The sequence below is a fragment of the Rhizobium sp. L51/94 genome, from assembly GCF_019355555.1.
Lineage (GTDB): Bacteria > Pseudomonadota > Alphaproteobacteria > Rhizobiales > Rhizobiaceae > Rhizobium > Rhizobium rhododendri.
In genome coordinates this window covers 3,094,725-3,117,916 of record NZ_CP072141.1, presented here as the reverse complement: position 1 = coordinate 3,117,916, position 23,192 = coordinate 3,094,725, and the positions used below count along the sequence as shown (strand labels likewise).

21 protein-coding genes and 1 other RNA gene are annotated in these 23,192 nt (G+C 61.3%); 10 read left to right on the top strand and 12 right to left on the bottom strand.

Going from position 1 to position 23,192, the window contains the following annotated elements:
* Positions 1-8: 8 nt before the first annotated feature.
* Positions 9-968, bottom strand: coding sequence for a DMT family transporter (locus J5274_RS15250; protein WP_142823223.1), 960 nt, complete (start codon positions 966-968; stop codon positions 9-11).
* Between the two features lie 16 nt (positions 969-984).
* Positions 985-1,917 carry an alpha/beta fold hydrolase gene (locus tag J5274_RS15245; protein ID WP_142823222.1) on the bottom strand — a complete coding sequence of 311 codons (933 nt, stop codon included), beginning with the start codon at positions 1,915-1,917 and terminating at the stop codon, positions 985-987.
* A gap of 166 nt (positions 1,918-2,083) precedes the next feature.
* Between J5274_RS15245 and J5274_RS15240 the strand changes: the two genes are divergently transcribed.
* The 4 genes from J5274_RS15240 to metF all read left to right on the top strand — a co-directional run bounded on the left by J5274_RS15240 (position 2,084) and on the right by metF (position 6,794).
* Positions 2,084-2,833, top strand: a complete 750-nt coding sequence (locus tag J5274_RS15240) for a ribonuclease (RefSeq protein ID WP_142831461.1) — start codon at positions 2,084-2,086, stop codon at positions 2,831-2,833.
* Between the two features lie 200 nt (positions 2,834-3,033).
* Positions 3,034-4,683 (top strand): energy-dependent translational throttle protein EttA, encoded by a 1,650-nt coding sequence (ettA, locus tag J5274_RS15235; RefSeq protein WP_142823220.1) that lies wholly within the window; start codon positions 3,034-3,036, stop codon positions 4,681-4,683.
* A gap of 178 nt (positions 4,684-4,861) precedes the next feature.
* Positions 4,862-5,887, top strand: coding sequence for a metalloregulator ArsR/SmtB family transcription factor (locus tag J5274_RS15230; protein ID WP_142823219.1), 1,026 nt, complete (start codon positions 4,862-4,864; stop codon positions 5,885-5,887).
* Between the two features lies 1 nt (position 5,888).
* Entirely contained in the window at positions 5,889-6,794 is a 906-nt protein-coding gene (metF, locus tag J5274_RS15225) for a methylenetetrahydrofolate reductase [NAD(P)H] (protein WP_142823218.1), read from the top strand.
* A gap of 373 nt (positions 6,795-7,167) precedes the next feature.
* Here the strand turns inward: metF and J5274_RS15220 are convergent, their stop codons facing one another.
* From J5274_RS15220 to J5274_RS15195, 6 genes are all read right to left on the bottom strand, one after another.
* Positions 7,168-8,088, bottom strand: a complete 921-nt coding sequence (locus J5274_RS15220; protein ID WP_142823217.1) for a DMT family transporter — start codon at positions 8,086-8,088, stop codon at positions 7,168-7,170.
* Positions 8,089-8,246: 158 nt separating this feature from the next.
* Entirely contained in the window at positions 8,247-8,837 is a 591-nt protein-coding gene (locus J5274_RS15215) for an AAA family ATPase (protein WP_142823216.1), read from the bottom strand.
* A 231-nt stretch (positions 8,838-9,068) separates the two neighbouring features.
* The gene (locus J5274_RS15210; RefSeq protein ID WP_142823215.1) at positions 9,069-10,298 is read right to left on the bottom strand and encodes a lytic murein transglycosylase; all 1,230 of its coding nucleotides are present in this window, start codon (positions 10,296-10,298) and stop codon (positions 9,069-9,071) included.
* Between the two features lie 78 nt (positions 10,299-10,376).
* Positions 10,377-11,168, bottom strand: coding sequence for a GH25 family lysozyme (locus J5274_RS15205; protein WP_142823214.1), 792 nt, complete (start codon positions 11,166-11,168; stop codon positions 10,377-10,379).
* A gap of 135 nt (positions 11,169-11,303) precedes the next feature.
* A complete protein-coding gene (locus J5274_RS15200; protein WP_142823213.1) occupies positions 11,304-11,978 on the bottom strand; it encodes a class I SAM-dependent methyltransferase in 675 nt (224 codons plus the stop codon).
* Positions 11,975-13,222 (bottom strand): DUF3419 family protein, encoded by a 1,248-nt coding sequence (locus J5274_RS15195; protein ID WP_142823212.1) that lies wholly within the window; start codon positions 13,220-13,222, stop codon positions 11,975-11,977. The genes J5274_RS15200 and J5274_RS15195 overlap by 4 nt, the downstream gene beginning before the upstream one ends.
* A 174-nt stretch (positions 13,223-13,396) precedes the next feature.
* On the opposite strand from J5274_RS15195, the gene J5274_RS15190 reads away from it, so the two are divergent.
* Entirely contained in the window at positions 13,397-14,776 is a 1,380-nt protein-coding gene (locus tag J5274_RS15190) for a serine hydrolase (protein WP_142831462.1), read from the top strand.
* Between the two features lie 8 nt (positions 14,777-14,784).
* Here J5274_RS15190 and J5274_RS15185 read toward each other — a convergent pair whose 3' ends face one another.
* The 4 genes from J5274_RS15185 to J5274_RS15170 form a co-directional block, all read right to left on the bottom strand.
* Positions 14,785-15,924 carry a lytic transglycosylase domain-containing protein gene (locus tag J5274_RS15185; RefSeq protein ID WP_219274661.1) on the bottom strand — a complete coding sequence of 380 codons (1,140 nt, stop codon included), beginning with the start codon at positions 15,922-15,924 and terminating at the stop codon, positions 14,785-14,787.
* A gap of 112 nt (positions 15,925-16,036) precedes the next feature.
* The gene (locus J5274_RS15180; protein ID WP_142823209.1) at positions 16,037-16,672 is read right to left on the bottom strand and encodes a LysE family translocator; all 636 of its coding nucleotides are present in this window, start codon (positions 16,670-16,672) and stop codon (positions 16,037-16,039) included.
* Positions 16,673-16,729: 57 nt separating this feature from the next.
* Positions 16,730-17,941: a pyrophosphate--fructose-6-phosphate 1-phosphotransferase gene (locus J5274_RS15175; RefSeq protein ID WP_142823208.1), complete on the bottom strand. Its 1,212-nt coding sequence runs from the start codon at positions 17,939-17,941 to the stop codon at positions 16,730-16,732.
* Between the two features lie 83 nt (positions 17,942-18,024).
* Entirely contained in the window at positions 18,025-18,900 is an 876-nt protein-coding gene (locus J5274_RS15170) for a DMT family transporter (RefSeq protein ID WP_142823207.1), read from the bottom strand.
* Between the two features lie 226 nt (positions 18,901-19,126).
* On the opposite strand from J5274_RS15170, the gene J5274_RS15165 reads away from it, so the two are divergent.
* The 5 genes from J5274_RS15165 (at position 19,127) to rnpB (ending at position 23,190) form a co-directional block, all read left to right on the top strand.
* Positions 19,127-19,834: a DnaJ family molecular chaperone gene (locus J5274_RS15165; protein WP_142823206.1), complete on the top strand. Its 708-nt coding sequence runs from the start codon at positions 19,127-19,129 to the stop codon at positions 19,832-19,834.
* Positions 19,831-20,592: an N-acetylmuramoyl-L-alanine amidase gene (locus tag J5274_RS15160; RefSeq protein WP_142823205.1), complete on the top strand. Its 762-nt coding sequence runs from the start codon at positions 19,831-19,833 to the stop codon at positions 20,590-20,592. The genes J5274_RS15165 and J5274_RS15160 overlap by 4 nt, the downstream gene beginning before the upstream one ends.
* Positions 20,593-20,874: 282 nt before the next feature.
* Complete coding sequence (locus tag J5274_RS15155) at positions 20,875-21,432, top strand: lytic transglycosylase domain-containing protein (protein ID WP_142823204.1); 558 nt, start codon at positions 20,875-20,877, stop codon at positions 21,430-21,432.
* A gap of 100 nt (positions 21,433-21,532) precedes the next feature.
* Entirely contained in the window at positions 21,533-22,726 is a 1,194-nt protein-coding gene (locus J5274_RS15150; protein ID WP_142823203.1) for an FAD-binding oxidoreductase, read from the top strand.
* Positions 22,727-22,793: 67 nt separating this feature from the next.
* An RNA gene (rnpB, locus tag J5274_RS15145) (RNase P RNA component class A) lies at positions 22,794-23,190 on the top strand.
* The last annotated feature ends 2 nt before the right edge of the window (positions 23,191-23,192 follow it).

Here is a 23,192-nt window from a genome sequence, read left to right as displayed (position 1 = left end):
ATCTTCGATCAGGGTGCGCGGAGCGATTGAGATGTATCGGATACCGGCTTGGATGCAAGCCGCCGCTCGCGCCACAGGATGTAGAGACCGGAGCAGATGATGATGAGAATGCCAACCCATTTCAGCATGTTCGGGAAATTGTCGAACACCAGCCAGCCGAAGATCGTCGCCGAAATGATCTCGAAATACTGCAGCGGTGCGAGCGTCGATGCCCGGACGGCGCGGTATGCATAAAGTGTCAGCATCCCGCAGACGGCTGCTGTCACGCCGACGCCGAGGAGATGGAGTGCGGCAGTGGCGTCCGGCATGACAGGCGACAGGATGGCATTGCCGGCGAGGCTGCCGATTGCCAGCAGGATCATGGAGAACAGCAATCCCCAGAGGCCGGTGTTCAGCTGCATCGAGGAGGCCGGTTCGCTATGGGACAGGACGCGCGTCAAAAGCACGAAGATCGAGCCGCAGATCGCGGTAACAACGGGGAGCAAGGCAACGAAGCCGAGTTGCTGGAAGCTGGGTTGGATGATCAGCAAGGCGCCACTGAATCCGACGACGCAGGCCGCGTAACGCCGCCAACCCACTGTTTCCTTCAGGAAGATGCTGCTGAGAACGGTGAGGATGATCGGCTGGACGAAGAAGATGGCGATGGCATCGGCAACCTCCATCACCTGTAACGTCGTCACGAAGGTGATCATCGACAGCACCAGCAGGCTGCCACGCAGGGCGTGAATTCTTCTCTGCCGCCACGTGCCAGGCATCCAACTGCGTTTCCAGACGATCATCGGCAGAGCGAACAGGCATTGAAAAAGAAAGCGTGCCGCTGTGACCTCGACCGGCGGGATGGTGACAGCCGCCAGCTTGGAAAAGATGTCGACGATCGGCGACAGCATGACCGACACGAACATCAGGGTCAGGCCCATCGTCATTTCCGACGAATGCCGCGAGGCAAGCGTATGGCTGGGGCTTTGCATCGACATTCCTCCGGCGTCAGGGCTTTGGCAAGACGCGTTCGCACCACGCGGCAAAGTTCGCCGTGGCCCTGTTGGCATCGACCTCATGCAGGGTCTCGTGCCGCATTTCGCTATAGATTTCCGTTGTGATATTCGAAAAGTCGAATCCTTTCAAACGGTTTGCCAGCCAGGTTATGGCTTTACCGTAATCCGTCGCCGGATCCTGCGCGCCAGCAACCAGGTGGATTGGGAGTGTGGGAGGTAGCCGGGCGAGGTGGCGTCGCCTAGGTGCGGCAAAACTCATGGCCAGCAAGTCGCGCCAGAGCGATACACAGGCATCGAAGCCGGAGAGCGGGTCGGCGATATATGCATCGACCTCGGCCGCATCCGTCGACAACCAATCGAACGGCGTCCGGTGATCGGGGATGGACTGCCCCCAGGCGCCGAACGTCAGTCGCGGTAGCAGGGCGCTCGGGACATCCGAGCCTTTAAGCATGCGCTCGATGCCGAGGATCAGCTGTCCAGCCCGTCCGGCGAGGCCGGGATGAAAGTTCGAGTTCCACACTGCGACGGCATCGAAGTCTGCGGGATGGGCGATGGCGGCGGAAAGGCTGATCAGTCCGCCCATGGAATGACCGAAGAGGACAACAGGCAGGCCGGGGTGGTCAGCCGAGGCCAGCGACCTCATCGCCATGACGTCCGCGATGACGCACACCACGCCATCGCTGCGGGCGAACTGGCCAAGCGGCGCATCCGGTGCTTTCGTGCGGCCATGCCCACGGTGGTCGTGCGCGTAGACGTGATAACCGTTGCCCGCCATCGCCTCGGCAAAGCGACCGTAGCGGCCGGAATGCTCGGCAAGCCCGTGCAGCACGAGAAGGATGCCGCGCGGCGTGCCCGATGCGGGCTGATGACGGTAGGCAAGTGCCGCGCCCGTCGGGCTCTGGTGCCGTCTTATCTCTTGAAACATGGGATCTCCTCGCATCGGTGCACCTGACGGCAATGGCTGGAACTTTGCAATGCAACTTCGGGGAGGCGCACAGGATAATGATAATCCGGCGGTGGGGAATTTACAGCTTGCGACGGAAGATGCGATCTGCTTACTTGTTCTCTTATTGTTCCTGGGGTGGATTGTCATGCGCGTTGTTTCTTTAAGGCTTCTGGCCGCTTTTTCCTGCCTGCCGGTTTTGCTGGGCAGCCTCTCCCTTCCGGCCGAAGCGCGCGATGGACAGACTAGGTTTATTCTTGCGGCCAGCTGGGAGCCGGCATTCTGCGCTACCAACGCTGAGAAAGCCGAGTGCCGGGACGAGAGTGCCAACGGCTTCGATGCCACCCACCTCTCGCTGCACGGGCTCTGGCCGATGCGGCAGAACTATTGCGGTGTGCCGGATGCGCTGCAACAGGCCGACCGCAGTCATGGCTGGGACAGCCTGCCTGCCGTCGAACTGTCGGCGGCGACCAAGGCCGCTCTCGGCAAGGCAATGCCGGGCACGCAGTCTGGCCTCGAGCGCCATGAGTGGCTGAAGCACGGAACCTGCACGAAACTCTCGGCAGACGCCTATTTCGGCACTGCCGTGTCACTGATCGATGAATTGAACGCATCTGCCGTCGGCGCGCTGTTTGCGGCGAACGTCGGCAAGACGCTGGATGCCGAACGCATCAAGGCCGCATTCGACAAAAGTTTTGGCCAGGGTGCCAGTGACCGCGTCAAGATGAGCTGCCGCGGAAACGGCAGCGCCCGGGTGATTTCGGAGCTCACCATCGGCTTGTCGCAGGATGCGGTATCGCCCGGCGAGAGTGGTCCGAGGCTGGGCAAGCTGATCCAGGGCGCCGGTAGTACCGCGTTCGGCTGCAGCGAAGGTCTGGTGCAGGCCGTCGGCCGCTAGGATTTCTGACTGCGCGGTGGCGTTGTCCGATGGGTATCGTCAGCGGCGGGTCAGGCTTGGACGTCGGCGGTTTGGCTGATTGCGTCACCCCGATGGTCGACAAATGCGGCGCAAGGCCGGTTTCGGCGTTGCCGCGCGGCGTGGTTTCCCTTACATAGCGGCTCAAACCCAGATCTCTTGCGCCTAGGAGAAGCCCAGCAATGGCACGTCAATTCATCTATCACATGTCGGGACTCAACAAGTCTTACGGCGCCAAGAAAATCCTCGAGAACGTCAACCTGTCGTTCTACCCCGATGCCAAGATCGGCATCCTCGGCCCGAACGGCGCGGGTAAGTCGACCGTTCTCAAGATCATCGCCGGCCTGGACAAGGAATTCACCGGGGAAGCCTGGCTCGCGGAAGGCGCGACCCTTGGCTATCTCGAGCAGGAGCCGCATCTCGACGAGACCAAGACGGTGCGCGAAAACGTCATGGAAGGCGTTGCCAAGAAGACGGCCGTGCTCGAGCGCTACAACGAACTGATGATGAACTACTCCGACGAGACGGCCGAAGAAGGCTCGAAGCTCCAGGATATCATCGACAGCCAGAACCTATGGGACCTCGAAAGTCAGGTCGAAATGGCGATGGATGCGCTCCGTTGCCCGCCGCCTGAATCGGAAGTCACAAGCCTGTCGGGCGGTGAGCGCCGTCGCGTTGCGCTCTGCCGGTTGCTACTGTCGCAGCCGGACCTGCTGCTCCTCGACGAACCGACCAACCATCTGGATGCCGAGACCATCGCCTGGCTCGAAAAGCACCTGCGCGCCTATCCCGGCGCCGTGATGATGATTACCCACGATCGCTACTTCCTCGACAACGTCACCGGCTGGATCCTCGAGCTCGACCGTGGCCGCGGCATTCCTTATGAAGGCAACTACTCCGCCTACCTGCTTGCCAAGGCAAAGCGCATGCAGCAGGAAAACCGCGAAGAGGCAGGACGTCAGAAGGCGATCTCGCGCGAACAGGAATGGATCGCCTCCAGCCCGAAGGCTCGCCAGGCTAAATCCAAAGCCCGTATCAAGTCCTACGAACAGCTGGTCGATGCCGCCGAGAAGCAGCGTCCCGGCGACGCCCAGATCATCATCCCGGTCAGCGAGCGTCTCGGCCAGGTTGTCATCGAGATGGAGAACGTTTCCAAGGGGTTCGGCGACGAGCTGCTGATCAAGGACTTGTCGATCAAGCTGCCGCCCGGTGGCATCGTCGGCATCATCGGCCCGAACGGCGCCGGCAAGACGACGTTGTTCAAGATGATCACCGGCCAGGAAAAGCCCGATGCCGGCACCATCCGCATCGGCGACACCGTGCAACTCGGCTATGTCGACCAGAGCCGCGATGCACTGGATGGCTCGAAGACCGTCTGGGAAGAAATCTCGGGCGGCGCCGAAATCATCAAGCTCGGCAAGTTCGACATGAATTCAAGAGCTTATTGTGGCGCGTTCAACTTCAAGGGTGGTGACCAGCAGCAGAAGGTCGGCAATCTTTCCGGCGGCCAGCGCAACCGCGTGCATCTTGCCAAGATGCTGAAGGCTGGCGGCAACGTGCTGCTTCTCGACGAACCGACCAACGACCTCGATACCGAAACGCTCGGTGCGCTGGAAAGCGCGCTGGAATCCTTTGCCGGCTGCGCCATTATCATCAGCCATGATCGCATGTTCCTCGACCGGCTGGCGACCCACATCCTCGCCTTCGAGGGTGACAGCCATGTCGAATGGTTCGAAGGCAACTTCGAGGACTACGAGCAGGACAAGATCCGCCGCCTCGGCGCCGATGCGTTGAACCCGAGCAGCCAGGCCTACAAGCGTCTGACGCGCTGATCGCCACCGGCGCGCGCTACACAAATTCGAGATCCCCCGCAGCCGCGGGGGGTTTCATTTGCGGCCCTGAACTGCCGGTTCACCGGCTCGCATCTGACAGTAGCGACCTTCCATTTCCCACTTGCGCCATTGCCCTCAATCACATAAAGATATGTTTATGTCTTGATTGGGTGAGTGTATGGCGGATCTTGTTAAATTTGGTCTCGAGGGGCTGGTCGATGTCCTGAAAGCAGCGGGCGAGCCGACGCGGCTCCGGCTGCTGGCGCTGCTGGCCGCCGGCGATTTGACGGTCACCGACCTCACCGAAATCCTCGGCCAATCCCAGCCGCGTATTTCCCGGCATCTGAAGCTTCTGGGCGAGGCGGGCCTGATCGATCGCTACCAGGAAGGCGCCTGGGCCTATTTCCGCCTGAAGCAGGATGGTGCTGCCGTGCATCTCGCCCGCACGCTGCTGCGCCATGCCGACGAGAGTGACCCTGTCCTGCTGCGCGACAGCGAACGTCTCGGTTCGGTGAAGCATGTACGCGCTGAGCGCGCCCAGGCCTATTTCAGCCACAACGCTGCCGAATGGGATGAGCTCCGCCGTCTGCATGTGGCCGACGAGGATGTCGACGCTGCGCTGAAGCAGCTGATCGGTACCCGGCCGATCGACACGTTTCTCGATCTCGGGACGGGAACGGGGCGCATGCTTCAGCTGCTGTCCGGCGTCTACCGCCGCGCCATCGGCGTCGATGCCAGCCGCGACATGCTGGCAGTCGCACGGGCCAATCTCGACAAGGCGAATATCACAACCGCCTCGGTGCGGCACGGGGATATCTTCAATCTGCCGCTCGAGGCGCAGGATTTCGACCTGATCACCATTCATCAGGTACTGCATTTTCTCTACCAGCCGGAACTTGCGATCGGCGAGGCGGCGCGCATGCTGCGGCCGGGCGGCCGGCTGGTGATCGTCGATCTCGCCCCGCACGCGCTGGAATACCTGCGCGACGACCATGCACATCTCCGCCTCGGCTTCAGCCACGCGACGATGGAGGAGTGGTTGAAGAAGGCCGGACTGGAGCTCGAGGAGGTCAGGGACCTTCATTCCGGAAAGCAGAGTGGCGAGGATCTGACGGTAACGATCTGGGTGGCGCGCGATCCGCGCCTGCTGATCGCGACCAGTGAAAGCCGTCAACCAGCATTACGCGCAGAAAAGAGGGCCTGACATGACTTCTACACCGGACACAGGGCGCAGCGACGTCAGCATCTCCTTCGAGTTCTTTCCGCCAAAGACACCCGACATGGAAGGCCAGCTTTGGGCCGCCATCACGGAGCTGACGGAATGGCAGCCCGAATTCGTCTCCGTCACCTATGGGGCCGGCGGTTCGACCAAGGCGCCGACGCTGAATACCGTGCGCAGGATGATCGCCGAGACGCCACTGCCGACTGCCTCGCATCTCACCTGCGTCAGTGCCACGCGCGAAGACACACACCGGGTCGTCGATGAGTTGCGTGCGGCCGGCGTCAGGCACTTCGTTGCCCTTCGCGGCGATCCGCCCGGCGGCATCGGCACCGCTTACCAGCCACATCCCGGCGGCTACGAGAATGCCGCAGCGCTGGTGGCGGGCTTGCGCGATATCGGCGATTTCGAGATCTCGGTGTCTGCCTATCCGGAGAAGCACCCGGAAAGCCGCGACACGGCTGCCGATATCGACATGCTGAAGCGCAAGGCCGACAACGGCGCCGACCGTGCCCTGACCCAGTTCTTTTTCGACAATGACGTCTTCGAGACCTACATGGAGCGGGTGCGGGCGGCTGGTATCGCCATTCCCGTGCTGCCGGGCATCATGCCGATCCAGAACCTGACGCAGCTGAAGCGCTTTGCCGGCATGTGCGGCACTAGTATCCCGTCCTATCTGGACGAACGCTTTGCCGGGCTCGACGACAAGCCTGAAGAGCGGGCCAAGGTGGCGGCCGATGTCGCGGCAGAGCAGATCGAGGACCTCGTGCGTCGCGGCCACCGGGAATTTCATCTCTACACGATGAACCGCGCTCCTCTGGTCGGCGCCGTGCTCGAGCGGCTGGGTTTCAAGCGCACGAAGATCGCAGAGGCGGCCGGCGCTGCTGCTTGAACCACGAAAAAGCGCCGGCCTTTTCAGGACCGGCGCTCATTTCAAACCCACATGTTAAGCTTAGAGAAGCCTGCATTTCCGGTCGCGGCGAGCCGCGAGCGGCGTCTCAGATGAATAGCATCGTCACGACGAACATAAATGCTGCACTGATCAGAAGGACGTTGATGGATTGCGTCAGTCCCATGGTCTGCCTCCTCCGTTAACCCTTAGAGCCTATGTCACAAATATGTCGCCCGAAAGCGATTTCCATACTGCACCGCAGCGGGCTGTGCGAGATTCGCTAATGTTTTGTCGTTAGCCGTTGATTCTAAACGTCAAAATAATTGTGTATTTCTTTACGAATGCTAACGCCAGATTAACGCCATGGCGTGGCTCAGGTCTTTGCTGCCGACGGTCTGCTGCGCGAAAAAAGCCGTCCGTCGAGGATAACAAGGCCGAGCCCGATCAGCAGCATGCCGGCCACCTGGGTGGCGCCGAGCCGCTCTCCCAGGAAGACGAATCCTAACAGGATAGCGCTCGGTGGAACCAGCAAGGTGACCAACGACGTGTTGGTGGCGCCGGCAAGCGTCATGATGCGGAAATAGAGAATGTAGGCGAAGGCGGTCGACAGAAGGGCCAGGGCGACAATGGCAGCAATCGTCTGCATCGGCGGCATGGCGAGCGTCCAGGGTTGATCGACCAGCAGCGAAACCGGCAGCATGATGAGCGACGAGCCGGTCAGCTGGCCTGCGGCGGTCACCGGCGCGGGGATGCCCTTGAAGCGCTTGGAATAGACGCCGGCAAGGCCATAGGACATGGCGGCGACGATGGGCAACAGCAGCGCCCAGAGCGGCGCACCTGCGGCATCCAGCGCTCCCGGCCCCACCAGCACGACGGTGCCTATCAGCCCGACGAAGCAGCCGATGATTTTCGCCCGACCGGGCTTCTCGTCCTGCGTCGCGTAATGGGCGACGATGACCGTCCAGATCGGCGTCGTGGCGTTCAGCACCGAGGCAAGGCCGGCGCCAATCTCGGTCTCGCCGAGAAAGATCATGGCGTGGGGGATGGCGTTGTTGATCAGCCCGAGCAGCAAGAATTGCCGCCAGTGGCTGCGCAGCAGGCCGTAGATACCGTATCGGCCACCGATATAGAGATGCAGCGCCGCGGCGGCCAAAATCAGCCGCAGGAAGACCAGCGTGAACGGCGGTACATCGTGCACAGCGATACGCGCAAAGAAGAAAGACCCGCCCCAGATCAGGCTGAGGAGCACAAGCAGCCCCCAGGTCAGCGCATTCATGCGATTGTCAGCTTCCATCCCGGCTCCTCCAGTCCAAAGCAACACAATCGCAGCTCCCGCCACCGCATCCACCCGATTCCCGCTTGCCGTGCAAGGGGTGTTGGTTTGGGGGCGTGGGTGGTGGTGAAGGGGGGCGGTGAGGAGATCCTAAACAATCCCCCGCTTTATTGGGAAACTCAGGATTGTCGTGAGCTTGCACTGAGCTCCCGCCTTACGAGCTCGTCACACAGATTGGATACGGCGACGGCGTCTGAGGTGTCGACGATGGTGATGTCATGGCTGCGAGCGGCGAGGTGCATTTCCGAATTGTCGCGCAAGGATCGGTCTATGAATTTGTCGATGATGCTGCGTCCAGCTTGATCGCGCTGGGCATATTCGGCCTCGGATCGCATTCTTTCCCTAAGGAGGTCGTTGTCAGCATACAGGAAAACAGGAGATATTTCGTTAGAGACAAGCGGAGCTATAAACTCGGGGCGAAGTGCAGAGCCTTCGATTATAAAAGGTGTTCTGGCATGGACCCTGGCGTCAATCTGCTGCCGTATTGCCGGCCAGATGTTTTCGTGATGAACCCTTAGAAACCAATAGATGGTCTCATCGGAAAGCCGTGAATAATATTCAGCGACAGGCGGCCGTACCTCCGGCCAAGGGCGCCCGGGATGACGGGCGAGGCTATCCGTTGAAATCATGTCACATCCAAGCTGGCGGGCAAGGCGTGTCGCCAATGTCGTCTTGCCTACGTTGGAACTGCCGGAAATCAAAATGCCCATGCGTTCCTGTTTCGACAGTTGGAAAATTCCAGTGAAGCCGCGAGCTTTGTGCCTGATCTTTTCGATGCCGTGAAGTCGCCGGTCTTGGATGAAGTCTGCCTACCAACCCTCTGACGTCTCCAAGGCGAAGGCTGCTGAAACTTGATGTGTAGGTACTCGCGCATTGATGCCGACAGTCATTCCAAGGGCGACCTTCAGAGCCGCCCCCGTATTCCTCGGCAGTCTCCGTCCTCAGAGCGCGTTCAGCAGCGCTTCCGTGGCCCAGCCGTCGGCGGGGAGGCCGAGGCGGAACTGTTCTTTCTGGATGGCAATGCGGGTGCCGGAGCCGAGGATACCGTCGATCTCGCCGACGTCGTAGCCGTGCGCCTTAAGCTTGGTCTGGAGCGCACGCATGTCGGTGTCGCTCAGGCCCTTCTCGGGCGTGCCCTTGTTATAGGTCGGAGCGCCTGCGAAGCGGGTTGCGAGATAGGCGGCCGACGTCGTGTAGATGAACGACTGGTTCCATGCGAGGTAGACGTTGAAATTGGGGTAGGTGAGGAAGGCCGGGCCGAAGCGGCCCTGCGGCAGGATCAGCGCAGAGACCAGATTGCCGAAGGAGGTGTTGCCGTCGCGTGGCTTGACACCGAGGGCGAACCAGTCGGCGGCGGTCATGGTGCCACCGATGCCTGATTTTTCATATGGAAGCGTCGCCGGAAGCGTCACCTCCTGGAGCCAGGGCTGGCCGCGCTGGAAGCCCAGCGACTGCAGGAAGTTGGCAGTCGTCAGGATGACGTCCGGGGCGCTCTCGCGCAATTTTACCAGGCCGTCGCCATCGCCGTCCTCGCCATAAGCGATGATGGTCTTTGGCAGCAGCTGCGTCTGGCCGATCTCGCCAGCCCAGGCGCCCTGGGTCGTTGCAGGTTCGACATCGTTGCGCTGGACGAGTTCACTGAGCGCGATCAGCTGTTCGCGGAAGCGGTCCGGGCGGCGGCAGTCATGGGCGAGCGTGACGAGAGCGTTGCGGGTGTTGAAATCGCCCTGCACGGCACCGAAGTCGGTTTCCATGGCCCAGAAGGCGGTGATGACGCCGGCCGGCACGCCATGTTCCTTCTCGGCGCGCGCGAAGACGTCGGCGTACTGCGCCATCTTCTTGCGGCCGATATCGAGGCGCGCCTGGCTGACGGTGCGCTGCGAGAATTCGAGGAAGGTCTGCTTGAAGACGCCCTGGGCGCGGTCGCGGGCGAGGACCTTGGGGTCGATCTGGGCGCCGGCGACCGTCTTTTCGGCGGCTTCCGGGGTTACGCCTGCATTGATCGCATCGGCCTTGACGCCTTCGAGAAATGTGGAGAGGTCACCGCCGCAGGCGGCTGCCGGTGTCGGGTTCTGCGGGGCCGGGGCGCTCGTCTGGGCCGCGGCAGCACCTGCCATTGTTGATGCGAAGATCATCGCGAGTGCAGTGCGTCGAGCGTTGAAGCGGTCCATGGGCGGTCCTCGTTGCTTACGGATGAGGTCGCTTTCCCAGAACATGAGCTTCGATGCAAGAAGGAAATGGCGCTGGCTTCAAGAATTCTTGAGCTTCGTGACCGCCTCGACCCAGTTCCGCCAGTTCTTTTCGTTGCCGGCAAAGACGTTGATGTCCGTCGGCCCCTTGATGCCCGGGATGACGCCGGTCGAGGTATATTGCCAGAAGGCCCAGCGGCGATCGGCATAGGTGACGCCGGGATGCTTGGCGACCGAGCGGACCCAGAAGTGGTAGTCCTTGAAGTAGCCGACGAGGTTGTCGCGGTGAAAATCGACGGACGTGTAGATGATCGGCCGCATGTGATAATAGGCCTCGAGGCGGTCCATGAAGCGCTGCAGTTGCGCCCGTACGGTAACCGCATCGGGGCGCAGGCGGCAGGTTTTGGATTCCGCGTTCCATTCAACATCGAGCACCGGCGGCAGCACCATGGCCGATTTCGGCACGTTGCGGATAAACCAGTCGGCCTGCTCGTCGGCGGAAGAGCAGAAATAGTAGAAATGGTACGGCGCGCTCGGGATGCCGGCAGCGCGGGCCTCGCTCGAATATTCCTGGAACTTGGTGTCGACGATATCCTTGCCTTCGGTCGCCTTGATGAAGGCGAAGGCTACGCCGGACGACTTGACCGTCCGCCAGTCGATGTCGCCCTGCCATTTGGAAATATCGATGCCGTGGATGGGGTGCAGTTGCGGATGGTCGGCGCCGAAATCCTGCGGCTTGGTATCGCGGAAGCGGGATTTCGGTATCGACTTCGTCTCCATGAAGTCATAGCTCGAATTGCAGCCGCTCAGCAGCAGGACCAACGGCAGTAAACATAACAAAAGCCGGCGCATGGGCGTCCCGTATCCAGGTGAGGTGTTATTCTGCCCAAGTTCAAGTTTTCGGCCGACGAATCGCAGCCGTGGCGGAAAAGGCACTGAAGCCGTTTTCATCATATCAACGTAAAAAATGCGTTATCTTCAAGCTAATTATGCGCGCGCCGTCACAATAACTGCCCGTATCGCATAGCCGCGGCCGATATCTTCAACCGAAAGCCTGGCGCCCAGCCTGTTGCAGCGCTCTTCGAGCACGGCCTGAAGGTCTGCGCGGGGTGTCACATGGAAGCTTCGCAGCCACGACTGCAACCCCTTGCGGAACCAGCCGGGCAGGCGCTGCTGCTGGCCGAAGTCGACGATATGCAGCTCACCACCGGGCTTCAGGGCATCGATTGCGGCGTCGATCGCGGCTTTCCAGTCGGGGATCATCGACAGCGCGTAGGAGATCATGATCCGGTCGAAACCCTCGGTGCCGAAATCCTGTGCCTTGAAGCTGGTCGCATCGGCAACCTTGAAATCCGGCATCGGCGATATCCCGCGAAAGCTCGCCCGGGCCGATATCAGCATCTCCTGCGAGATATCGAGGCCGAAGAGCCGGGCGGACGGGAAACGGCGGTGGGCGTAGAGCAGGTTGCGGCCGGTGCCGCAGCCGACTTCCAGCAGCGAGCCGCCGAAGGGCATGTTGAGGTGGTTGATCGTGCGGTCGCGGCCGAACAGGTAGTATTTGCGCGTCAGGTCGTAGATGTGCCGCTGGTAGCGGTACATGCCGTCCATCAGGCCGGCATGGCCGCCGACTTCAGGCTCCGGGCCGGCCTCGACGCGGCTCATGGCTTTTTACCGTAGATGTGGAAGCCGCCATAGATGGCCGAGCGGTCTCGAGCGTTGAGGGCGTGCGAGCGCTCCTCGACATATTCCCACTGGTCGCGGATGGCGGGCGACAGGCGACCCTCGATGATGCTTTTCTCGGCGGCCGTGCGGAAAATGACCCGGGCGCCCGGTGCCGCTGTGCGGCTGATCTCGGCCCAGAGCTCGTTGAGCTGGGCATCGTTCATCCAGTCCTGCGCGTCGAGAAGCACATAGCGATCCATCGACGCTGCCTGCTTGGTGGCGAGCAACTCGGTGAAGTTCAGATGATGGACGGTGACGCGCTCTGCATTGGCCCGGATCGCTGCAAAGTGTTCCGGTCTGAGGTAGGTCGGCAGGGGCCCCTTGTCGGCTTCGGGATAGCGACGGGCGAAGGCCTGCCAGGCGAAATAGTTTTCGCTCATCGGGAAATGGCAGATGAGCTTTTCCAGCCGGTACTTCAGGACCGCAGCGATGGAGCCGTCGCCGGCAAGGCTTGCCAGTTCGTCGTATTGCTGCGGGGGAATACCGAGGCCGAACAGTGAGCTCTTGCGACCAAGCAGCCAGCGCACCATGCGCCGCTCGAAGACCGGCGAGATCTCGGTATCGAAGAACTGGCGCTGCTCCTGCAGGGTGCGGGCTTCCGTAAGCTTTGCAAACTTGACGCCGTGCAGGCGGCCGAGCAGATGGGCGGCGCCGATAAAGCGGCCAAGCAGGCCGGTGCGGTAGATGTTGCGGTTGAACACCGTGACGCGGCGACGGCCGAGCATGTCGCGGCCGTTCCAGTAGGCGCCGGTCGCCTCATCGAGGCCGGGGGCGATGAAGCGATCGAATGCCTGGCTGTTGACGCCGACATCCGGCGTGCCGAAGAAGCGGACGACATCGCCGTGGCCGGGCAGCAGCCGGAAGGCGGCGAGCTTCAGCCTGTTCAGCGCGATATGGTGCGGATTGAGATCGACGACGTCGATGGAGGCCGGGTTCTGCGAGAGGTAGGCGAGCATGTTGCAGCCGCCGGAGCCGATTGTGACGATGCGGTGGTGTGGACGGAGTTCCATTGCTTCCATGTCGACATCCGGGTCTTCCCAGATCTGCGGATAGACGAGGCCGGAAAACAGAAGGCCGAACAGGCGCTCGGAAAAGCCGGCCTTTGACAGCGCCTTGTGCTGGAGGAGCGCGTCCTTGATCTTCCTGTTCTTCGGGAAGCTGCTGTCCGAAGCGAATTCCGTCATGATTCGTCACCCCGTTGCGGTTCGGCGCATGTAACGCGGCAGTGCTACAGCCGCGTGACAGGCCGGCGCGGCAGGGCAGCGGCCAGCATGGCCCTCTCGGTCTATTGATAGGTCACCTCTTGATCGCTGCCGACTTTGCTGCTTGTTTCGTCGTCAAACTGGCGGAGACATGAGATGCGTTTGAGAGCGAAGATCGGGCTGGGATTGGCGGGGTTCGTGATGGCGGGCGTGGCGGGTGCCGCCGCCTGGCTCGCCATCGCACCCCCCGATCTGCTGAGGGTTGCCGATGGCTATGCCGCCAAGATAGTCTGTTCCGGCGTCTTCATTTCGGGCCGGGATCCCCAGGTTATTCTCTCCGAAGATGTGCAGGCGCCCGGCAATCCGGCGCTGAGGCTCGTTCGCCTCTCCATTTCCCGTGACGAGGGCGTCGTCTCTGCCCGGATGCTCGGCCTGTTCGCTCCCAATTTAGCCGTCTATCGCGGGCCGCTCGGTTGCGCCAGCGTGCCCGACGGGGACATGAAGATGGCCGCACATTTGTCGATGCCTCGCGTTCCGGTCGTGACGGGACGGGATGCCGACTGGCCGGATGGCGATAACGCAGCCGGCGAACCCAATGCCGCTATTGCGGATGTGATCAAGGATCCTGCCGTTGGCGGGCCCGGGATGCGGGCGATCGTGGTCATCAAGGATGGCAGGCTGGTAGCCGAAAGCTATGGCAAAGGCTTCGATGCCGGCATGCCGCTGCTCGGCTGGTCGATGACCAAGACTGTCAATTCAGCGATTATCGGGCGCCTCATGCAGGCGCGGCGGATGTCCTTCGATGATGCCGACCTGCTTCCGGAATGGCACGGCGACGGTCGATCGAAGATCACGGTGGCAAACCTCCTGGCGATGGAAAGCGGCCTTGCCTTCAACGAATCCTATGGCTCGGTCACAGATGTGACGCGGATGCTCTTCCTGGAGCCGGACATGGCGGCGATGGCTGCAAGTGCGCCGCAGGTCTCTCCTCCAAAGCAGGAATTTCATTATTCCACGGGGACAGCGGTGCTGCTGTCGCGGATCTGGATGAACAGGTTCGACAATCAGCACGCGGCCCGGGACTACCCCCACGATGCCCTGTTTGCCCCGCTCGGCATGTCGAGCGCCGTGCTGGAGGCCGACGAGCACGGCACCCTTGTCGGCGGATCCTATCTCTACGCGACGGCCAGGGACTGGGCGCGGTTTGGGCAATTCCTGCTTCAGGATGGCGTCTGGCACGGGCAGCGGTTGCTACCGGAGGGCTTCGTGGGCGCGATGCGGACGCCGACGAAAGCATCCAACGGGATATTCACCCAAGGCCAGGCGTGGTTGTCAGCCCCGGGCGGTGGAAGCCGGCATTTCGGATTGCCGCTGGATACGTTCTGGCTGGTTGGTCATGACGGGCAGAGCGTTGCGATCGTGCCGTCGGCCAATATCGTTGTCGTTCGCCTCGGACTTACTCCGGACGAATTGAACTATCGGCCTCAGATTCTTGTGCAAAAGATCGTCGATGCGCTCAAAATTGTAAAAACCTGACGGGAACCTCAGTAGTTTCCGTTGGCGACGTTGGTCATGCCCTTGTTCTTGGCATCGTAGTAATAGCCACGCGCGTAAAGGGCGACTGCGGTGTCGAGCTTGTTGTCGGCCACCATCCATGCACCGCGCAGATACTTTGCGGCATACTTGATGTTGGTCTCGGCATCGAAAAGGCCGGAGGCTGGGCCGTCGTAGCCCATGGATTTTGCCGTGTTGTACTTGATTTGCATCAGGCCGAAATAGCCGCGATTGTTGAAAGCCTTTGGATCATAGCGGCTTTCTCGGTGCACGACGCGGTGGATTAGTGCTGCCGGCACCTGATAGAGTTTCGCATATTTCTCGATCAGCGTGGTGATGTGGCCCTTTTCCTCGGAGGACACATTGTCATCGCTTCTCTCTTCCAGAACGGCAGGTACGATGCTCGGGCCTGTCGTGTCGAAGTTGAAGTCGTAATGAAGACGGTTGTCCGCGTAGCTGAGGTTTGCAGCCTGAGAGGGGGCGGCATAGGCAACCTGCGTCGCGGTGAAGGGGCTGGCTTCGCCCGGGCGTGGTGTCGGCACGACTGCCTGGATCGCTACCATTTCCGGCGTCATCGGGATAGCGTTGCCGCTTTCAACCAGCGCCGAGCTCAAGGCCGGGGTCTGCGTGATATCCCCGGGGCGGGAAGGATTGGGTGTGGGAATGGCAACCACTGACGGGATTAGCATATCGTCTGAAGAGGCATAGGCGGCGGACGCCGAGGTATTTGCCGCAGGAGCGCCGGTGACCGAAGCAATGGCGACCTGCGCCTCGCTGCCCTTGCCGGATTTTCCAGCAGGTTGCCCCATGCGGTCCTGCATATTCGAGGCCTGGTCGGCCGGCAGGCGTGGGCCTATCGCCGCAGCTGTCTCGGTCCCTGGCAGGCGGCCGGATTTCGAAAGGGTCGCTGTCGCCTGTGGCTGGGCCTGCGACACAATCGCCGTCGTGGAACCGGGCGTTGCTGTTGTGGAAACTTGTGCCGTCGATGTCGGGTGGGGGACGTTTGTCGTCGTATGAGAGAGATCTGCCTGGGATGTCTGCTGCTGGGTGGCACAACCGGCGAGGCCACCGCAAAGGATTGCCGAGACGGCGACGCTGCGCTTCAGGCTCGTAAATCCGCTGGCTATCATGCTGTCTCTTTCGAAAATTGCGTTCCACCTGCGATGCAATTCGGTCACAGGGGAATTAAATTATGAACGCCAATTAACCTATTCGTGACAGCCCCGCAAGGTGGGACGGCGACTAAGCCGCCATTCGCCGGTATCCGGCCGTGACGGCGCCGGCCGCAATCAGCAACGTTCCCCCTGTCCTGTTGACCGCGCGCTGCACGCTGGCCTTGCGGATGTAGCCGCGCGCAACGTCGGCCAGCAGGCCATAGAGAAACGCATTGAGGGCTGCGAGGACGAGGAAAGTTGCTTCCAGGATAAGGGTTTGCGGCAAGAACGGCTTGCCGAGGTCGAGGAACTGCGGAACGAAGGCAATAAAGAAGATGATACTTTTAGGATTGAGTGCCGTTACAACATAGGCGTGCAGGAAAATCTTGGACGATCTTTCCTCGGGAAGGTTATCGTTGTCGCCCATCGGGCCGGTCACGACAGGGGCGCGCCAGAGCTTGATGCCGAGAAACATCAGGTAGCCTGCGCCGATCAGTTTGAGCACCGTGAACAGGCCTGCCGAAGTTGCCAGCAGGGCACCGAGGCCGGCAAGCGAGGCGGTCATCGCGGTGAAGTCGCCGAGCGTCACCCCGGCAACGGTTGCGACCGTCGTGCGCCGGCCGTGGCCAAGCGCATACGATATCACCAACAGGATCGTCGGGCCGGGGATAGCCAGCATGACGGCAGAAGCGGCGGCGAAGGCAAGCCAGGTTTCAACGGACATCGAATCATCCTCATCCCATCCGCCACCAGCGAAGACACCGTCTTCACGCTTCGTCAATCATCCTTCGCGGTATTGCTGGCCAATGTGGTCCATCACTTCGCCGAACCACTTTGCCGACATGTCGAACTTCTTGCCGCCCTTGATGCGCGGGAACTCGATTGTACGCAGCTTTCCGCCCTGGCCTTCGTCATGGCCGGTGACGCCGGAGACCTTGTTGAGGGCGCTTTCGACTGCGAGGTCGACCATGCCCTGGATCAGCCTGAGATCGTCGATATTGGCCGGCGCCGAGCGGGCGAAATAGCCGGATTTCTGGACCATGGACCGATCGGCATCGAGCAGGGCTGCAAACTGCTTCTGGAACCAGTTGCCGACATTGATGCTGTCGAGCTTCACGTGGCCGAAGGCATCGCGCTTGATGTTTTCGCCGGCAGCTTCGCGCTCGGCGATGATGGCATCGACACAGGCACCTTCGGAGACGAAGAGCGTCACATGGCCGTTCTTGTCCATCATCTCTTTCAGCCTGGCGGCCTCGGAATGGATGTCGAAAGCCATCTCCGGCAGGTAGAGACCGTCGATACTCTTCATCGCGGCGTTGGTCATCATGCCATCGACATATTCGTTGGCGCTGGTCTTCTGGATGTAGGCGCGCGCCGTTGCTGCCGTCAGCCAGCCGCAGCTGCGGCCCATGACCTCATGGATGACCAGCGAGCGCGGTGCCGCCGTTTGCTCGTTGCTGACATTATCGAAGAAGTGGGCGCCGACCTCGGCTGCCGTCCAGGCGCCAAGCGACTGCCGGATCGGCACGACGTCGTTATCGACCGTCTTCGGCAGTCCGACGACGGTGAGGTTGTAGCCGTTGGCGCCGAGGTAGGCAGCGAGATCGGCTGCCGTCGTGTTTGTATCGTCTCCGCCGATGGTGTGGAGGATGGTGACGCCGTCGGATGCCAGCCGTTCTGCAGCGACACGCAACGGGTTCTCGCCTTCCTTCACCATCCCACGCTTGACGAGGTCGGCGGCGTTGGTGAGCTTGACGCGGCTGTTGCCAATCGGCGATCCGCCATAGCGATGCAGCAGGTGCGCCTTTTCACGCATGGCGGGGGTGATTTCGATTCGGTCGGCCGTCAGGACACCTTGGTAGCCGGAGCGATAGGCAATCAACTCGATGTCGGGCGCGATGTCCGTGTAGCGCTCTATCAGCCCGCCAACAGCGGACGACAAGCAGGGCGCGAGCCCTCCGGCGGTGAGCATTGCGACTTTCTGTCTGGCCATGGTTGCCTCCTTGCAAGGTCAGTGCATCAACTCGGTGTTGCCTGATGGATGCGACAGGTGGGGAGGGCTGTAAAGTAAAGAATTTACGAATGGCGTGCTTTGCGGCCGAGCCAGACGACGAAGGCGACCAGCATCGCGAAGCCCACGGTCTCCAGCCCGACATGCTCGCCAAGGAGGAGGGCGGAAATGCCGAGCGTGAAGAAGGTCTGCATCAGCTGGACCTGGGCCACGCGGCCGATGCCGCCGATCGCAAGCCCCGCATTCCAGAAGAGAAAGCCGGCAAACATCGACATCAACCCGAGATAGGCAAAGGCGCCCCACGCTGTCACCGTTGGCGCGTGAAAACCGTTCGAGGCTGTCATGGCGGTACCGATGAGCGAGATCGGCAGGGTCACGACCAGCGCCCAGCAGATTGCCTCCCAGCCCGACAGGCTGCGCGAAAGCCTGCCGAGCAGGACATAGCCGAGCGCCACGATGACCGCGGCGGCAAACAGCCAGAGGTCGCCGGGCTGCATCTGGAAACCGTTTTGCGTCACCGAGAAGCTGACGACCAGGGTGGCGCCGATGACGCCGCAGATCCAGAACAGGATCCCGGGTCGCTCGCCGTCGATGATGGCGGCAAAGATCGCCGTCAACAGCGGCAGCAGGCCGAGGACGACGGCGCCGTGGCTTGCCGGGATGGTCTGCATGGCGATTGACGAAAAACCGGGAAAGGCGAAGACAACGCAGAGGCCGGCAGCGAACAACTGACCGAAGTGACCGCGCGGCAGCGGTCGGCGCAGGACGAGCAGCGTCACGATGGCGGCAGCGGAGGCGACCAGCGCGCGGCCGAAGGTAATGAAGGCCGGGGAGAAACCTTCCAGTGCAATATGGGTGAAAGGCAGCGTTGCACTGAAAATGAGGACGCCGATCAGCCCGAGGGCGAGGCCAAGAAGCTGCGGTCGGTCTGCAAAGGGCATGGTGGCTCCGGGATAAGGGTGACGCCAGCGCTTACAGGCCGGAGCGCCCCTGTCCAATTCATTTGACTTATGCGGGCAACATCGAAACCGATGGGAGCGGCATTTATGGTTAGATCATTACCTATTCGTGAAAGGTGTTTTCAACGCTGCGGCCAATGGTCAGCTTGCATTCGCCACCATTCTTTGATCAACGTGTTGCTCATTCTTTGGAGTAATCGGGATCGTCATGTCTATCTGGGAAAAGCTGCTGAATGCCGTCGGCACCGCGGGGAATGCCCTGTCAGGCGTGGTCGAAGCCATCCGGACGTTGTTCGAAGGCGATCCCGAAACCCGCCGCAAGGTGGCGTTCTCGGTCGCGATCATCGCGCTTTCTGCCAAGATGGCGAAGGCAGACGGTGTCGTCACCGAGAATGAAGTCAATGCCTTCCGCGAGATTTTTGAGTTTCCGGATGACCAGGCGAAGAATGTCGCGCGCCTCTACAATCTGGCGCGCCAGGACGTTGCCGGCTACGAGGCCTATGCCGAACGGCTGGCAACGCTGTGCGTCACTTGCAGCGAAAACTGCCCCGTGCTCGAGGACGTGCTGGACGGCCTGTTCCACATTGCCAAGGCCGACGGATTGATCCACGAGAAGGAAATCTCGTTCCTCGCCCACATCGCCGAGATCTTCCAGATGGACGAAGAACGCTTCGAGCAGATCATGGCGCGGCATGTCTCCGGTAACGGGCGCGATCCCTACAAGGTTCTGGGCGTCAAGCCTTCCGACGATTTCCCGACCATCCGCAAGCGCTACCACGGCCTGGTTTACGAACACCATCCCGACCGCCTCGTATCGCGTGGCGTGCCCGAGGAGTTCCACGTCATCGCCAACGAGCGGATGGCGGCACTGAACGCTGCCTACGAGGAAATCGAGAAGGAACGCCGCGCCGCATGACATCGTTTGCGGCTGACTACAGCGGTGCCCTGGTGCAACCGTCTCCGAACCACGGCGAGCGGGCAGGTGGGCGCAAGCCGGATATGATCCTGTTGCACTATACCGGCATGGGCACGGCCGATGGCGCCCTCGACTGGCTCTGTCGGACGGAAAGCCAGGTCTCCAGCCACTATTTCATCCATGAAGACGGCCGGGTGCTGCAACTCGTGCCCGAAGCGCGTCGTGCCTGGCATGCGGGCAAGGGTGTCTGGCGCAAGGAAAACGATATCAACTCGCTCTCCATCGGCATCGAGATCGCCAATGCAGGCCACCCGGGCGGCTTGCCACAATTCCCCGATGCGCAGATCGATGCGGTCATTGAATTGTGTCGCGATTGCGGCGAGCGCTGGTCCATAGCGCCGGAAAGGGTGCTCGGTCACTCCGATATAGCACCCATTCGCAAGGTCGATCCCGGCGAGCGCTTTCCGTGGGCAAGGCTGCATGCCGCAGGGGTCGGTCACTGGGTGGAGCCATCGCCGATATCCGGGGGGCGCTTTTTCCAGATGGGCGACAGCGGGCAGCCGGTCGAGGCGCTGCAGTCGATGCTGTCACTCTATGGTTACGGCACGGAAATCAATGGCGATTTTTCCGCAGCCATGGCCGGCGATGTCGAGGCTTTCCAGCGGCATTTCCGCCAGGAACGGGTCGACGGGATCGCCGATTTCTCGACCATCGATACGCTGCATCGCCTGCTGCGGGCGTTGCCGCACTTCGCCTGAAGATTGCACCTGTCCAATTGTCTTTTGAATGCCTGCTTACGGCTTCCGGCATCGCAAAAGGCTGCAGATCCGGACGCTGCCACAGCATTTCCCTATTATCTGCGCATTGCGATGGTCTAACGGCGCCGATGAACAGCGGCGCTGAACCGTTCACTTATCCGGAACAGCAGCCGTAGACGACAACGTGGATTTTTGCGGGAACTGGCCATCGAGATGGCTATCCCGACGGCAGGGCAGCGCCATGCGCCGCTGCCGCGATCCCACCCGGAGACGAGAGACTGAATGAAAAATTTGATTGTTGCGACGGCAGCATGCGCAAGCATGTTGCTGATGGGATACGATTGCGCTTTTGCAGGCCAGCACCGGGTCAGGGTCGAGACGAAATCGTTCAAGACACTCGGCCGCAGCATCGGTTACGCCAGGCAGGATGCAACGGCTAGCACCGGCAACACCGTTGTTCCGGGTCCGAGCGACAATCGCTATTCCGAGATCATCACCAAATATGCCAGGCAGAACGGCGTCGATGTCGCGCTGGCAACGGCAGTCATCAAGATCGAAAGCAACTTCAACCCGCGTATGCGCGGCAGCCATGGCGAGGTCGGCCTGATGCAGGTGAAGCCGGCAACGGCACGGATGATGGGTTATTCCGGCTCGGTCAAGGGGCTCGCCGATCCCGATACCAACATCCGCATCGGCATGAAATATCTGGCCCTGGCGCAGACGCTCGGCGGTGGCGAGACTTGCAATACTATCCTCAAATACAATGCCGGCCATGGCGCGACGCGCATGAACCCGGTGTCCAAGCGGTACTGCGGCAAGGTGCTGGCGCTTCTCGACTAGGCGGCAAGTGCTTGAAGACGAATTGTTTATCAGGTGAACTTCGTCTGGAAATCCAGCCGATTGTCATGCTATCGATTCCCGATATCGATGGAGACCTGACATGGCAGCGGATTTCAAGTTCATCGTCATCGGTCGCGGCATGATGGGGGCGGCGGCTGCTCGCCACCTCGCCCGCCAGACGAACGGCGTCGCCGTGATAGGGCCTGACGAACCTGCGGATCGGAAGGTCCACAGCGGCGTCTTCGCCAGCCATTATGACGAGGGTCGTATCACCCGGACGATAGATCCCGATCCGAACTGGGCCTTGCTGGCAAACCGGTCGATTGCGCGCTACCGCGAACTGGAGCGGGAAAGCGGCATTGCCTTCTACTCCCAGGTTGGCTGCCTTGCGGTCGGGCCGAGGCAGGGTGGCGCAGATGCCTATATCGATCACGTCGCCAAAGCTGCCGAGGCTCTGAAAGTGCGTACCGAGCGGTTTGATGACGATGGCCTGCGTGCCCGGTTTCCATTCTTTGCGTTCGACCGCGGCAGCGAGGGCATCTATGAGCCACAGGGTGCCGGCCATATCAGCCCGCGCCGGCTGGTGAAGGCGCAATCGCTGCTTGCCGAAAAGGTCGGGGCGAAGGTGCTGAAAGAGACCGTAGTATCGATCCGCGACGAGGGCGGCATTGCCGTGGTGACGACGGGCGAGGGTAACGTCTACCGGGCGGAGAAGGCGCTGCTGGCTGCCGGCGGGTTTTCCATTGCCGCCAGCCTGTTGGCGGCTCCGGTCGAGATGATTGTCCGTGGCCGGACGATTGCCTATTTTGAGATCAGCGAAGCCGATGCAATGGCGCTCGGAACCATGCCGTCGCTGATCACCAAGGGCCCTGATGACGTCGACAGCATTTATTTGCTGCCGCCGATCCGATATCCCGACGGCAAGTATTACCTCAAGATCGGCGGGGATCCCGACGACTACGACATCACCAGCGACGCCGAGATGCGTGCCTGGTTTCGCACCGATGGCCGGGCCTCGGTACGCGATCACCTGACGCGGATCGTTCGACGGCTGGTTCCCGATTTGCGGCCGTTGTCGATATCGTCGGGCGCCTGTGTCACCTCCTATTCACCGTCGACCTATCCGATGATCGGCTACACGGCGTCGCCGCGGATTGGCGTCCTGACCGGCTGCAGCGGCACGTCGGCGAAGAGTTCGGATGAAATCGGCCGGCTTGGTGCCGAATTGCTGCTCGAGGGTCGAATCAACGACGACGCCTACAGCACGGATTTTGCACCATATTTTCGCCAGTGAGCGGATTTGCCGGCGGTCGTTGGATTTAAGGTGGCAATTGCCTGCGGCCTCGGCTAATGAGCGCCTACCAGTTGGCCGGGCAGCCGCGCTTCACAATGTCGAAAGGCGGTGGGGTGAGGAAAGTCCGGGCTCCACGGAAACACGGTGCCGGATAACGTCCGGCGAGGGTGACCTCAGGGAAAGTGCCACAGAAAGTAAACCGCCCGGTCCCGACCGGGTAAGGGTGAAAGGGTGGGGTAAGAGCCCACCGCGTCTCTGGTGACAGCGACGGCATGGTAAACCCCACCGGGAGCAAAACCGAATAGGGATGACGCGGGGCGCGCAAGCGCACCAGCCTGTTTCCGGGCCTGTCATCCGGGTGGGTTGCACGAGGCGGCACGCAAGTGTCGTCCCAGATGAATGGCTGCCACGTTCCGACTTCGGTCGGGGCCTTACAGAACCCGGCTTACAGGCCAACTGGTAATTT